General features: G+C 40.5%; 14 protein-coding genes. 8 read left to right on the top strand and 6 right to left on the bottom strand.

Annotated features, from left to right (window positions below; genetic code table 11):
• Nucleotides 1-28 precede the first annotated feature (28 nt).
• The 3 genes from ACFEL9_RS20975 to ACFEL9_RS20965 form a co-directional block, all read right to left on the bottom strand.
• Entirely contained in the window at nt 29-3280 is a 3252-nt protein-coding gene (locus tag ACFEL9_RS20975; RefSeq protein WP_385894276.1) for an error-prone DNA polymerase, read from the bottom strand.
• Nucleotides 3281-3440: 160 nt separating this feature from the next.
• Nucleotides 3441-4943, bottom strand: a complete 1503-nt coding sequence (locus ACFEL9_RS20970; RefSeq protein ID WP_385894274.1) for a Y-family DNA polymerase — start codon at nt 4941-4943, stop codon at nt 3441-3443.
• A gap of 1 nt (nt 4944) precedes the next feature.
• The gene (locus ACFEL9_RS20965) at nt 4945-5661 is read right to left on the bottom strand and encodes an ImuA family protein (RefSeq protein WP_385894272.1); all 717 of its coding nucleotides are present in this window, start codon (nt 5659-5661) and stop codon (nt 4945-4947) included.
• A gap of 218 nt (nt 5662-5879) precedes the next feature.
• On the opposite strand from ACFEL9_RS20965, the gene ACFEL9_RS20960 reads away from it, so the two are divergent.
• On the top strand, nt 5880-6389 hold the full coding sequence (locus ACFEL9_RS20960; protein ID WP_385894271.1) for a DUF2867 domain-containing protein: 510 nt from the start codon (nt 5880-5882) through the stop codon (nt 6387-6389).
• Between the two features lie 5 nt (nt 6390-6394).
• The gene (locus tag ACFEL9_RS20955; protein WP_385894270.1) at nt 6395-6973 is read left to right on the top strand and encodes an O-methyltransferase; all 579 of its coding nucleotides are present in this window, start codon (nt 6395-6397) and stop codon (nt 6971-6973) included.
• A 373-nt stretch (nt 6974-7346) separates the two neighbouring features.
• Here the strand turns inward: ACFEL9_RS20955 and ACFEL9_RS20950 are convergent, their stop codons facing one another.
• Together ACFEL9_RS20950 and ACFEL9_RS20945 are read right to left on the bottom strand one after the other, a co-directional pair.
• Nucleotides 7347-7928 (bottom strand): TetR/AcrR family transcriptional regulator, encoded by a 582-nt coding sequence (locus ACFEL9_RS20950; protein ID WP_385894268.1) that lies wholly within the window; start codon nt 7926-7928, stop codon nt 7347-7349.
• A gap of 33 nt (nt 7929-7961) precedes the next feature.
• Nucleotides 7962-8711 carry an SDR family oxidoreductase gene (locus ACFEL9_RS20945; protein WP_385894266.1) on the bottom strand — a complete coding sequence of 250 codons (750 nt, stop codon included), beginning with the start codon at nt 8709-8711 and terminating at the stop codon, nt 7962-7964.
• A gap of 225 nt (nt 8712-8936) precedes the next feature.
• Here ACFEL9_RS20945 and ACFEL9_RS20940 point away from each other — a divergent pair, with 225 nt between their 5' ends.
• The 6 genes from ACFEL9_RS20940 to ACFEL9_RS20915 all read left to right on the top strand — a co-directional run bounded on the left by ACFEL9_RS20940 (nt 8937) and on the right by ACFEL9_RS20915 (nt 13266).
• The gene (locus ACFEL9_RS20940; RefSeq protein WP_385894264.1) at nt 8937-9191 is read left to right on the top strand and encodes a hypothetical protein; all 255 of its coding nucleotides are present in this window, start codon (nt 8937-8939) and stop codon (nt 9189-9191) included.
• Between the two features lie 69 nt (nt 9192-9260).
• Nucleotides 9261-10148, top strand: coding sequence for an AraC family transcriptional regulator (locus ACFEL9_RS20935; RefSeq protein ID WP_385894263.1), 888 nt, complete (start codon nt 9261-9263; stop codon nt 10146-10148).
• 55 nt (nt 10149-10203) lie between these two features.
• Nucleotides 10204-10677: a Dps family protein gene (locus tag ACFEL9_RS20930; RefSeq protein ID WP_385894261.1), complete on the top strand. Its 474-nt coding sequence runs from the start codon at nt 10204-10206 to the stop codon at nt 10675-10677.
• A gap of 28 nt (nt 10678-10705) precedes the next feature.
• Nucleotides 10706-11248 carry a YceI family protein gene (locus ACFEL9_RS20925; RefSeq protein WP_385894259.1) on the top strand — a complete coding sequence of 181 codons (543 nt, stop codon included), beginning with the start codon at nt 10706-10708 and terminating at the stop codon, nt 11246-11248.
• 106 nt (nt 11249-11354) lie between these two features.
• Nucleotides 11355-12830 carry a CHASE3 domain-containing sensor histidine kinase gene (locus ACFEL9_RS20920; protein WP_385894257.1) on the top strand — a complete coding sequence of 492 codons (1476 nt, stop codon included), beginning with the start codon at nt 11355-11357 and terminating at the stop codon, nt 12828-12830.
• A 4-nt stretch (nt 12831-12834) separates the two neighbouring features.
• Nucleotides 12835-13266, top strand: coding sequence for a response regulator (locus ACFEL9_RS20915; protein WP_385894255.1), 432 nt, complete (start codon nt 12835-12837; stop codon nt 13264-13266).
• 52 nt (nt 13267-13318) lie between these two features.
• On the opposite strand, the gene ACFEL9_RS20910 is transcribed toward ACFEL9_RS20915, so the two are convergent.
• Nucleotides 13319-13660, bottom strand: coding sequence for a DUF983 domain-containing protein (locus tag ACFEL9_RS20910; RefSeq protein ID WP_385894333.1), 342 nt, complete (start codon nt 13658-13660; stop codon nt 13319-13321).
• Nucleotides 13661-13692: the final 32 nt, after the last annotated feature.

The raw sequence follows: 13692 nt of genomic DNA, 5'->3' as shown, positions 1-13692 counted from the left end.
TGGCTTCTCCGTTTACCCAAAGCATTTCTTACCTAAAATTTCTCGCTTCCGGAAAAACTTTTTCCTGTGCATTTTCTCTCACCTGCGATCTCTTATTCGATCCTGGCGGAATCAATTTTTCATCCGGGTGTGCCATTGGTAATAAAGGAAGATTTTCATTATCAGAGGGAGTTAGTTGTCGCAACAATTTTGAAAAATCATAACAAGCACTTACAATCACATGGATCACCTCTCCTTCCACTTGCAATTTACCTTCTGCCATGATTAATTTTGATTGTAAAATGGGTTTGCGGTATTCTTCAAAAAGATTTTGAAAAATAACAAGGTTAGCACATCCCGTTTCATCTTCAATCGTAATAAAGCAAATACCACCCGCTGTGCCGGGCCTTTGCCTTACCAATACAAGACCTGCTACTTTCACCAGCTGACCATCCTTTTCACTCATCAAATCTTTTGCAGATAAGATATGCAACTGTTGCAATGTTGAGCGGACAAAACTTACCGGGTGCGCTTTCAATGAGAGAGAGGTGGAGGCATAATCATGCACCACATGTTCGGAGATACTCATTTCAGGCAATGCTACATTTTCATCTTTGGCATCTGCTGAAAGCTGGCCATTAAAAAGAGCAACGGGCCGGTCCTTTGTCGATACTTCCCATAAAGCCTGTCGCCGGTCTAAACCTATTGAACGGAATGCATCGGCATCGGCTAATCTCTCCAGTGCGGCTTCTGGCAAATTAATAGCACGCAGTTCATTGATGCTGGTATAAGGTTTTATTCGTGCATCCAGCAATATTTTCATATCATCTTCCCGTAAACCTTTTACCTGCCTGAAGCCAAGGCGTAATGCACAATAGTTTCCTGGTTTTTTTTCAACGCCTCGGCCGGAATCTTCGAGTATATTGTCCCATGTTGAATAATTGATATCAACTGGTCGTACTTCAACACCATGTTTTTGCGCATCAATAACAATTTGCGCGGGTTGATAAAAGCCCATCGGCATACTATTGAGCAAAGCACAGGTAAATACATCCGGGTAATAACATTTGATCCAGCTTGATACGTATACTAATGAGGCAAAACTGGCAGCATGACTTTCCGGGAAACCATAACTTCCAAAACCTTCGAGTTGTTTAAACACACGTTGTGCATATTCCAATGTGTATCCATTTTTCAACATGCCGTTAATTAATTTTTCTTCAAACTTTGTCACTAATCCTTTCGCTTTAAAAGTGGCCATACTGCGCCGAAGTTCATCTGCTTCGGCCGGTGTAAAACCTGCCGCAACAATAGCGATCTTCATCGCTTGTTCCTGGAATAAAGGAACACCTAATGTACGTTTCAGTATTTCTTCTAATTCTTTTGACGGATATTCTACCGGTTCTTCTCCATTACGGCGGCGCAGGTAAGGATGCACCATGTCACCTTGTATAGGCCCGGGACGAACAATAGCGACTTCAATAACTAAATCATAAAAAGTTCGGGGTTTCAATCTTGGCAACATCGATTGCTGTGCACGGCTTTCAATTTGAAAAACACCGATCGTATCTGCATGACAGATCATTTCGTATACAGCAGGATCATCCTGCGGAATACTGGCAAGTGTGAAATCAAGATTATAATGCTCTTTCAGTTTATCAAATGCTTTGCGGATGCAGGTAAGCATACCGAGCGCCAATACATCTATTTTTAAAAAACCCAATGCATCGATATCATCCTTGTTCCATTCAATGCATGTTCTGTCTTCCATGCGTGCATTCATAATAGGACACAGATCAGAAAGTTTACCGTTGGTAATAACAAAACCTCCTGTATGCTGCCCGAGTTGTCTTGGAAAACCCATAAACTCCCGGGTCAATTGCAACACTTTGCACAGGTGTTTATCACCGGGATTCAATCCTTGTTCAGTAAACCTTTTTTGTTCAAACGATTCTTCAGGAAATTCACCGAGTGAACCAACTGAATCGGAAAGCCGGTTGATCGTATCAACAGAAAGGCCCATTGCTTTGGCAACATCCCTGATCGCTCCTTTCTGGTGTTGCTGTGTAACCGTTGCTATGATAGCTGCGCGGTCGCGGCCATATTTTTGAAAAACATATTGTATTACTTCTTCACGACGCTCATGTTCAAAGTCTACATCAATATCAGGTGGTTCATTGCGTGCGGCAGAGATAAAGCGTTCAAACAATAAATCAAATTTAGTAGGATTAACAGATGTAATGCCGAGGCAAAAACAAACTGTGGAATTAGCAGCCGATCCACGCCCCTGGCAAAGAATATTCTGCTGCCTGGCAAAACGCACCACATCATATACAGTAAGGAAATAAGGCGCATAATTCATTTGTTCGATAAAAGCGAGTTCGTAGTTGATGGTATCAATTATTTTTTGAGACACATCTTCACCAAACAATTCCTGCGCACCCCGGTAAGTCAAAAAAGTAAGTTCTTCCTGTGGCGTTCGTCCTTCAGATGTGATCTCTTCCGGGTATTCATATTTTAATTCATCCAATGAAAAAGTACAGGCTTCCGCAATTTCCTGTGTGCGACGGATAGCATCAGGATATTGCCTGAACAATCGCGACATTTCCGGGATGGATTTCAAATGTCTTTCTGCATTCGGCAATAAGCGGAACCCTGCGTTATAAATGGTACATTTTTCACGGATACAGGTAACGATATCCTGTAGTTGCCGGCGAGCAGGATGATGATAATGCACGTCGTTGGTGGCCACCATCGGTATTTGCAAACGCCTGGATAATTGGGCAAGCCTGAATAATTGTTTACTATCATCTCCGTTATAACGCCGGGATACTGCGATATACAAATCAGTTCCCAAAACTTCGTGATATTCTTTCAATGTGTTTTCAAAAGATGGGTCGAACTCAAACAGATGGTTTAATACATCAGGTGGAAGCACGATAAATTTTATTCCTTTTGCATGTTGATATACATCTGCTTTGTATAAATGACATTCTCCTTTTTCCGCACGCCTATTACCGGTGGTGAGTAATGAAGTTAGTTGGGAGTATGCATTTTTATCAGTAGGATAAGCCAGCAGGCTGGGACCATCCAGCAAATCGAGACGGCAGCCAACGATACTTCGTATATTCTTTTTTTTAGCGGCAGCATGTGCCCTTACCATACCGGCTAATGTATTACGATCAGTGATGGCTATTTCTTTGTATCCAAAAGCTACGGCCTGCTCCACCAATTCTTCGGGATGAGAAGCGCCGCGCAAAAAACTGAAATTCGTTGTTATCTGTAATTCTGTATAATTCATATATCTCTATTTTCGGTAGAACTTCATTTTGTTTTTAATTGGGTGACAGATGAACACAAATACATTTTTTCAGTGTTAATTCGTGTTTATCTGTGGCTAATTTTTTCGTTTAAGTGTTTTCAAAGTGAGACATACCCTATTTACTCAGCTTGTCAAATATTTATGCAAAAAATCCATGTATATACCATTGATAGGTTTTTTCGGCAGAATAATGTCCTGCCCGGAACAACCAATACCTGCGGCCCTCTTCATCTTCAACACAATAATAATCTCTATGTTGCCCTTCCTGTATCCACCATTCCTGTTCGATACGTTCAGGACCATCTGATTTTATTACTCTATGCAATTTTCCTTTGTACTGAAAGTTCATCGGTGGATAGTCTGGTATAGGCGCTGTAACATCAATGGCTTCAGGTTTTGTCAATAATTGTATAGGACGTGGCCTGTCTGTTTTCCAGGGAATAATTGGTTTTTCATCATGTGATGAAGCCAGCTTAATGGATCGTTCGGGCCAGTAATGTTCATCCGGTATATAACGATGAATACGATTGGCGCCAATTTTTCCTGCCAAACGATCCAACAGCTCCGATAAAGTAAGGTTGTCCAAACCACCAATGTTTTGCCACAATTTTTCCTGTACTGCGAAATGATCTTCTACTAGCGGCGCTTCCAATACAAATAATTCAATACCCAAATCAGGTTCAATGGTACATAGCTTATCTTCAAATAGTTTGAAAAGATGATTAACGCTGTGAGAAGGACGATTGGTTCCAATACTCACTTTTTCTATTTTTCCATCCACACGATAAGCTTTGAAATGCGCAACGCGAAGCCCTTTTTGTTCTGTAATAAGACGATGACATAATGTTTCTAATAAACGTCGTAATGCGATTTCAATTCCTGTTGCTGTAACAATAGGTTCCAAACAGGGCAATCGTTCCTGGTAAAGTTCTATGGGTTGTACCGGTTGTATTATTTCTTCTTCATGACCCAATGCCTGGTTTAATCGTATAATAAAGGAATTACCGAATCTTCTGCGGATTGCAGAACGTGGCATATGGATAAAATTTTTGATTTGCCTGAGTCCGAGTTTTTGTAATCGCTCTATGGCATCTATTTCCAAACGAAGCGCCGATGGTGGTAAAGAAAGCAATGCATGGATATGGCCGCTGCTTTTAATCACCAATGATTCTTTTCCGAATCGTGCTATGGCCCATGCAGCGCCAATGGTATCCGCCATCGCAGCTCTTACTGTATACCCGTGATCTTTTAAGCGGTTAATGATCGTTGCCAGATAAGGTTCATCTCCACCCCAGAGATGCGGGCAGCCGCTAACATCCAATAGCAATCCATCCGGAGGATCAACAGCTACGCATGGAGAAAAACGTATACACCATTCAGCCAAACGATGTAATAATTTATCAGCAAGACCCGGTTGATCATCGGCTATTTCCAACGATGGAATGATGACTCTGGCATCAGCTACTGCCATCCCTTTTAGTACTTCCTGTGTTTCGGCTATAGCATTTGTTGCCGTGATGATCATTTTTCCATGCGAAGAAGTGCTCAGCACAAAAGGTAAATGACGGAGCCCAGGTTGGCGGAGGGTAAACCAATCCGTGGTTAAATGACGGAACCAGATAGAAATAAAACGCTTTGCCATATCACCCCACTTTCTTTTGCCGCTGCTGTATCAGGGAAGCAATATCGAAAACAGGCCGGAACTTTCTATTCACCCATTCCACTTGCCAGCTTCCCGGCTTACCATTGCGCACTTTTAATAATTGGATGCTCCACCTAGGGAAACCTACACCAGGCATATCATCATTTAATTCACTGGGCAGCGAAGTAATATTCCATCTTGTTACACAGGCTGTAGTATTGTTGGCCTTTGCACGAAGGATAAAACCAGTGACCCTGCTTTGTTCGACCGCTAATTGTAATCTTCGTGAAGCCGTAAAACTTAATTCTTTTATTTCTCCCACCACCGCAGCAAGCCCATTACACTTTAATGCCTCTTCCATCGCCCAAAGCAGATCTCTTTCTTTTTGCAGATCAACGAAAATTATTTTGTCAGGTGAAATGCCAAATGAGTGTAATGCCGGTGGAAACAATGTTCGATAAGGACTAATCCATAGGCAGGTACTACCGTTTTGCATCAACGCGGATAAAATGCCGGCAATAAAGCCACCGGTAGCAGCGATATCTTCTGCTATAAATTCATGAATAGCGCCTAAAGGAAATACGCCATTAGGAAAAGCATGGTTAATAGGCCCAAGACCTGTATCAATAGTATGATCATTGGCTGCATGTTTAAGCCCCTGTAAAGGAAGAAGGTCCCTTTGTAATTGAGCAATAATATCTGCTTTTGAGGCGGGCATGGGCGGATAAAAAATTTAGTGTAAATGTTTAGCAAATTTACTAAATATTTTAGTAAACTGTGGAAGATTTTCCTATCCTCCCTATGGAAAGAACAATCTCTCAGAGAGTGTAGAGGATTTTCAGGGGACCAGGATTTTTTAGTTAGTTTTTGTTTATTGCATTTACTTCGCTCTCAACTACTTTGAGCCGAAAGAAAATCATAACAACTACTTTGCCTGTGAACTCGATTTTGAGAAAAGGAAACAGAAAATACGATTATGTTGATAGTTTTCAGGGAAGCTTTATTGATGAAAACAATAGTGTGACCTCAGAGCAAATTGGAAAAGCGTTTTTTAAAAGTGCACCAGGCTGGGTCGAAAAGTTGTTTATAGTAAGGAACAAAATTGTTGGTGTTTTTGGGCTCAAAACTCCCGGCATTGCAGCCAACAGACAACAACTACCTGACAATTTCAAATGCGAACCGAATGAACAGCTGGGCCTGTTTAAAGTATTTGACAGAACTGAAAACGAAGTAATATTGGGAGAAGATGATAAGCATTTAAACTTTCGTGTTTCGCTGTTTAAAATTGGGAGTACAGAAAATCCCTCAGTGAAAAATTTAATTATATCAACAACTGTGGAGTTTAAAAATCGGCTGGGCAAACTTTACTTTGTGCCTGTGAGGCCATTTCATAAACTTATTGTACCGGCGATGTTAAAAAGAATAATTAAACAAATTGAAGAGTAACACCAATGACAGCGGAAATCAATCAACCCTTACCGGTATCTTATGCCGGGATACAAGCGGCGACAAAGCAATCCAATTTCACGATGTCATCCGATACAGCAACCTGTTCCTTGTTGCGGACACTGGCTGCTTCCAAACCAGCGGGTAGGTTCCTGGAGCTGGGGACGGGTACAGGTCTTTCCACTTCATGGATATTGGATGGAATGGATAGCCATTCATCGTTAATATCAATAGATAATGATCCGGCATTTCTTGGAATTGCCCGGGAGTTTCTTGGTCAGGACACGAGACTCAATCTCCTACTGTTCGATTGCGGAGAATGGCTTGCCGGCAATGGGCATCAGAAGTTCGATTATATATTCGCCGATACATGGCATGGAAAGTACTTACTGCTGGATGACACACTATCTATGTTGAACAGAGGAGGACTTTATATCATAGACGATATGTTGCCCCAGCCTAACTGGCCCGAAGGACATGCAGAAAAGGCTGCCAACCTTGTGAACTATCTCGAATCAAGAAGCGACTTATTCCTGGTAAAGCAATCCTGGGCAACAGGAGTTATTATTGTTGTAAAAAAATAATCGCATTGAGTGTAAAAATGTGCTAAAGAAAAAAGCGGCTTGGGCCGCTTTTTTTGGATCAGATGGTGACTGAAAACATTGTGATCATTCATTCATTTAAAAAGGCTTCATGCTTTTCGGTAGGGTACGGATTAAAACCTTTTAAAGGATTGGGTGTTTTCAAGTGATACGGATTAAAGCCTTGCTTGCGGGTACAAAGAAACGATCGGGGTTGAGCTAAAAAAATAGAACAATATGCCAAAAGCTTGTAGAATTATGTTTACGGAAACATACTGAGTACTTATACTCTTTAGCCTAAGCATAAGTAATATTCATAAAATCGTTAGTAAATTTTGCGGAGATAATGTGCAGTGTAGTACCAACCATACAATAACTAATCCAACACGGATAAAGCTATTTTGGCAATGTCCTCCAGAACCTCTTTGTCTGGTCTTGTTTGTCCAATTATGGTAAGCCCGTTAAAACTGCTAAATAAATTTCTTGCCAGTGCCCGGGCTTTAAAGGTTTTCTTGATATCACCGGCATCCTGCCCTTCTTTAACCAGGGTATAAAATAAATCTTCCATGGCTTCAAAGTTGGCATTGACAATCTTATTCATTGCATTGTCAATGTTGCTAAGCTCCGTTGTGGTATTCACCATAAAGCAACCTTTACGCTGACGGTCCCCAAGTAGTTGTTTAATGCTATTCTGAAATATCCAGCCAATTTTTTTTCGGGCGGAGACATTGGGTGGTATACGATTTACAATTAGCTGTTTCTGCTGTTGCTGGTATTGTTGTAATGCTCTTAGATATAGCCCGTGTTTGTCGCCGAAGGAATCATAAATACTGGACCGGCTAAGTCCTGTTGCCTTCACCAGTTCATCCATTGAAGTGCCGTTGTATCCCTTTTTCCAGAATACATTCCTCGCTTTTTCCAATACGATCGCTTCATCAAATTGTTTGGTCTTTGGCATCAGGACTTATTTTACCCGGCGCTAAGATAAAGCCTACAAGTGAGTCAACCCACCATCAACGGCAATTTCTGAACCAGTGATGTAGGACGAATCATCCGAGGCGAAAAACAAGACGGTCTTTGCCACTTCTTCCGGCTGTCCAAAACGTTTCATGGGGTTACTGTTCTCGAATCCCTTTGTCATTTCCTGCACTGCTTCTTTTGACATTCCCAGGCGGCCAAAGATTGGCGTATCGATGGGGCCCGGCGAAACAGCGTTTACCCGGATTTCATTAACTAAAAGTTCTGAGGCAAGCGTTCTTACCAGCGAACGTAAAGCAGCTTTGCTGGCAGAGTAAGCGGACGTGCCGGCAAATCCTTTTACATTGACTACAGAAGTATTAAATATAACAGATGCTTTTTTATTGAGTACAGGTAAAGCCTTTTGCACTGTGAGAAAAGATCCCTTTACATTAATATCCATATTGCTGTCAAACAGGGTTTCGTTTGTTTGTTCAAACGGAGCAAATAGTGCAACACCTGCATTGGCAAACAGGATATCCACTTTGCCAAAAGCGGTACTGGTGCTGGTAAACAACCTATCCAGATCAGTATGATTGGTGACATCGCCCTGGATGGCAATTGCATTCTCTCCCAGTGCTGCGGCGGCCTCGTCCAGCGTTTTCTTGTCACGGCCAAAAATGACCACTTTGGCCCCTTCTTCAATAAATGTCCTGGCAGTGGCGAGACCAATACCACTGTTGCCACCTGTGATGACAGCTACCTTGTTTTGTAAACGTTTCATGAAGTAAATTTTAGTGTTTTAGTAATATCGGAACGATCATTCCAGATCAAAGATAAATATAATGGAACGATTGTTCCAAATAAACTTTTGTTAAGGCAAAGACGAAAGGACTTTTAAAAAAGATGCTTCAGAAGGTTGGCAGAGGAGTAGAAGGCAATGTCTTATTACTACACCTAAAATGTTTTGTGCTATTATTGAGTCGTATTAATTATTTAATTTTATGCTATGACAAATGATACAAGAAGAACAATTCCAGCCAATGAAAGTTTTTATACGATTGTAAAGGAGCTGTTTAAAAATAAACAAAAAGCTGGTATTTTATATGAAGACAACGGCGTTACCAGGGCCAATGGATACATCACAGCTTTATTTGAGAAGGAAGGAAAGGCATGGATGAAACTCAGTGACGATCTTGAAATACCGGTTGATAAGCTTTACGCAGTAAATGGTATATTTTCTTCTGATTATTCTGAATGCTGAGCTCTTCCATAAAGCAGTTAAATCCATTTCATATAAAATTGCTATTATTGAGTAGTATAACTTGTTTTCATGTCGTCCACTACTACTACTACTTTACTGGAGCTCGGTAAAACAGCTGTCAGCCTGCCCTTCGAAGTTCACACGATGGAGTGGATCGATCAGAACCGGTGGCAGCAAAATTCTGTTCCGCACCGGCATAATTATTTCGTCATCATTTGGGTCAAAAAAGGTAGTGGCATTCATCTGGTTGATCTTGATAAATACGAGCTGCAAAATAATACTGTTTATTGCATCACGCCCGGACAAATACATTTATTAAAGATCAATGGACCGGCCGATGGTTATGTCATCTCTTTTACCTCAGAATTTATTGGATTGGGCGGCGAAAATGTTGAATTACTTTTTAATACAGGATTGTTTTATAGCTTTTCACATACGCCTGCTATTAAGGTAAATAAGGAGATGGAGGCGGAAATGGAAGAGACCGCCGCCAAAATGATAAAGGAATACAGCAACTTTTTTTTATTGCGATCAGAGATACTTCGTGGGTTACTGAAAATTTTCCTGATCTACCTGACCAGGCAATATGAGAAATCCAATCAAAGCGAATCACAATCCAAAAGTTTTGAATTGGTAAAAAACTTCTTTGCCCTTATCGAAAAGCAGTATATCACCAGAAGAATGGTGACGGATTATGCTGAAGAGTTGGTAATAACACCCAATTATCTCAATGAAGTGGTAAAGAAACTAACGGGCTTCCCTGCCAGTCATCATATCCAGCAGCGCATAGTACTGGAAGCCAAGCGCCAGGCAGCTTATTCCAACCTCTCTATGAAAGAAATTGCTTACCAGCTGGGCTTTGATGATATTGCCCATTTTAGCAAATTTTTTAAAAATGCTTCAGGTCAGAGCTTTACTGATTTTAAGAAAGACCTGTCGATTCATTCTCAGAATTGATCGCATTCGGGGATAACGGTGCAACTTAAATTTTAAAAACATAAATCAAGTCAAAATGCAACCGATGATTGGTATTAAAGAAGAACACCTGGCCAAAGGGGCACAACTACTCAGTGTTTTCCTTGCCGATGAGTTTGTACTTTATACAAAAACAAGAAAAGCTCATTGGAATGTGGAAGGTCCCGATTTTCACGAGAAGCATAAGTTTTTTGAAGAGCAGTATGAGCAACTGGATGAAATAATGGACGATGTGGCAGAACGCATACGGTCCCTCGGTCATTATGCTCCTGCAACGTTGAAATCCTATCTTGAACTGACCCATCTTTCAGAACAATGGAGTGAAAAGAATGATGGAGTTGGTTTTGTAAAAGAGTTGTTGATAGATCACGAAAGCATTATCATACGTTTGCGGGAAAGCATCAACCAATTCGCCAATGATCTCCAGGATGCCGGCACCAGCGATTTTATTACCGGCCTGATGGAAACGCATGAAAAAATGGCCTGGATGCTCAGGGCGCAGTTGCGTTAATATCATATTTTATATTGCTTGGTCAGTTATGGATGAAATAATACAAAAGACTCTTTGGGCTATCGACCCGGTCCATTCTAAGATAAGGTTTGATGCCAAATACCTGATGATGACTTCTGTGTCCGGTTGGTTCCGCGAATTAGAGGGAACTGTTACAAGCAGTAATGAGGACTTCAGTAACTGCGGGATAAACCTGACACTTTATACGCATTCGATTTTTACGGGCATTGAAGAAAGAGACAATCATTTGAAATCAGCCGATTTTTTTGAGAGTAAGAAATATCCGACAATTCAATTTAAATCATCCACTGTCAATGTTGACAAGAATAATATTCATATAACCGGTACATTGACGATAAAGGAAGTCACCCAGGAAATAAATTTTAATGCCCGCTATCTTGGATCGGCGCCTGATCCAAGGGGAAATATAAAAGCTGGTTTTGAAATGGACGCTGTATTTGACCGAAAGGATTTTAATATTAGTTACAATGAGTTTTTTGATAGGCAGGGTATACTCATTTCTGACCAGGTGTGGGTACATGCAGATATACAGTTGCTGAAGCTGAACTGATAAATGGTTTAGCTATTGCTATTTGTTTCAATTGCTGCTGTTCAATCAATAAAATTTTATCTTTATTATCAGAAGATAATTATATTATTAACCAAAATAGAATGGATTGAAATTATCTACACAGATTCTTTTGGCCTTTTCGATTGTGCTCTTTCTATCCATAATTGATTCCTATACTAATTATCTTCTTTCCACCAAAGTGGAGAAGAATACGAAGTTTTTGGAACGGTCTGAATCTGTTATTCGTAACTCAGCAAGGTTGCATCGGGTGATAATTGAAATGCAAAGCGCTTTTCGCGGATTTTTACTGACAGGCGATTCCAATTTTCTTGAAACCTATTATATCGGAATAAGGGATGCACCAGGGCTTTTTAAAGAACAAAGAAGCCTGGTTCTTGATAACAAAAATCAGCTTGCCGTTCTCGATTCAATAAACGATATGCATAAAAGATGGATCGACTATGCAGGCTCACTTATCGACGCAAGAAAAAAATTCAATGTCTCGGAATCGTCGACCCAGACCTATGAGCAGTTGTTTGTGGGTAAGTTCAAAAAGCAGGTGGGACAAAAGATCAATGATTCTATTGCTATCAAATTCTCCAACTTTGATAGAAGCGAATACCGGTTAAGAAGTGCCCGGGCAGCTACTCTCATCTCTTCCATTAACAGGACACACACGGTGTCGTTTATTTTCTTATCACTGACTGTTATTGTTGGTATCGTTAGTACTATCTATATCGTAAGATTGATTTCCAAAAGAATAAAGCAGATGGTTCGTTTGTCCGAAAGTATTTCAAGAGGCGAATTTGTGACTGTAAAGGATACCCAAAATGATGAGCTTACCCGCTTGTCTGATTCGCTAAATATTATGTCAGGCAAATTGCAGAAAAATATAAATGAGCTGGAGAAACGAAATGAGGAACTGGACAAGTTTGCTTATGTTGTATCACATGATTTAAAAGCGCCTTTGCGGGGTATTCATAATGTCATTAAATGGATCGAAGAGGATATTGGAAACGAGTTATCACCGCAAATGAAAAATTATCTCAGCATTATTCCCGAAAGAACAAACAGGATGGAAGATCTTATCAATGGCTTGTTGGACTATGCGAGGATCAGGCAGAAAACAAATTTGGAAAGAACCGATGTCAATAAATTGGTAAAAGATATTACGGATGCTATAGTGCCGGATCATTTCAAAGTGAAGGTATATCCGCTTCCGGTATTTGATACAGAGCGACTCAAGCTTGAACAGGTTTTTACCAATCTCATTAGTAATTCGGTAAAATACATGCACACACATTCCGGCGATAAAAGCATTATTATTAAGTATAAAGAACTGGAGAACCAGTACGAATTTTCGGTAAAGGATAATGGTACGGGAATTGATCCGGAGTATCATGAAAAAATATTCGAAATATTTCAAACCTTGCGGGAGAAAAATGAAAAGTCAAGTACGGGGATCGGGCTTGCTATAATCAAAAAAATTATCGATGATCAACACTGTATGATCAGAGTTAATTCTGCTCCCGGGCAGGGTGCAGAATTTGTATTTACATGGCCAAAAGTAAATCCTGTGTAATAATATGAAAAAGAAAAACATTCTTCTTGTTGAGGATGATGAACTCGATGTAATCAGTGTGCAGCGGACCTTACGAAAATTAGATATCGACTACGAACTACACACCGCTTTCAATGGTAAAGATGCACTGGCAATGTTAAAAAGTCCATCAGATAAAATTCTCCCCGATGTTATTTTGCTGGACCTGAACATGCCTAAAATGAATGGAATTGAATTTTTAAGGGTATTGAGAAGTGATAATGAGCTAAAAAGCCTCAAGGTATTTATTATGACGACCTCTGCAGAAACGGTGGACCGGGCCACAACCGAACAACTGGGAATATCGGGTTATATCATCAAGCCTTTAAACTACAGAGATAATACAAAAAGGGCTGATTCTATGGACGCCTTTGTGCAATTTCACCTGCGAAAAATTCTGATGGATGAGCCGGCCTGATTATTTAGAAAGTAGGAAAGGCTTTGTTGACTGCCTGGCGAAGGACTTTTAATTACCAGTTATTGGCTTGTTCTGTATTCAATCTTTCAGAAACATCAACCGGTTGATGATGTCGCCAGTCGGGATCATGTCTTACAAACCAGGATATCCATAAACTGCGGCTCAATCTCATCAGCCACGGTTGTAATGCAACCAGGAAAACGGCATTAAATCCGAGCCAGTAAAAAAAGCGATTGTCTTCAGTAGATAAACCAATTGTCAACCACCAGGCAATAAGAGTAGCTACACTTAGCGCTACCGTCAACGCATAGCTAACATAGCTCGTCCCGTAATAAAAACCAACTTCGATTTCAGTAGCCTGTCCGCATACGGGGCAGGTTTTATTCATCTCCATGGTCTTTTTGAAACTGAAACTAACTGGATTCT

The organism is Terrimonas alba (assembly GCF_042434975.1).
GTDB classification, from domain to species: domain Bacteria; phylum Bacteroidota; class Bacteroidia; order Chitinophagales; family Chitinophagaceae; genus Terrimonas_B; species Terrimonas_B alba.
Note: the sequence above shows the minus strand (reverse complement) of the source record. Positions and strands in the feature narration are given on the sequence as shown.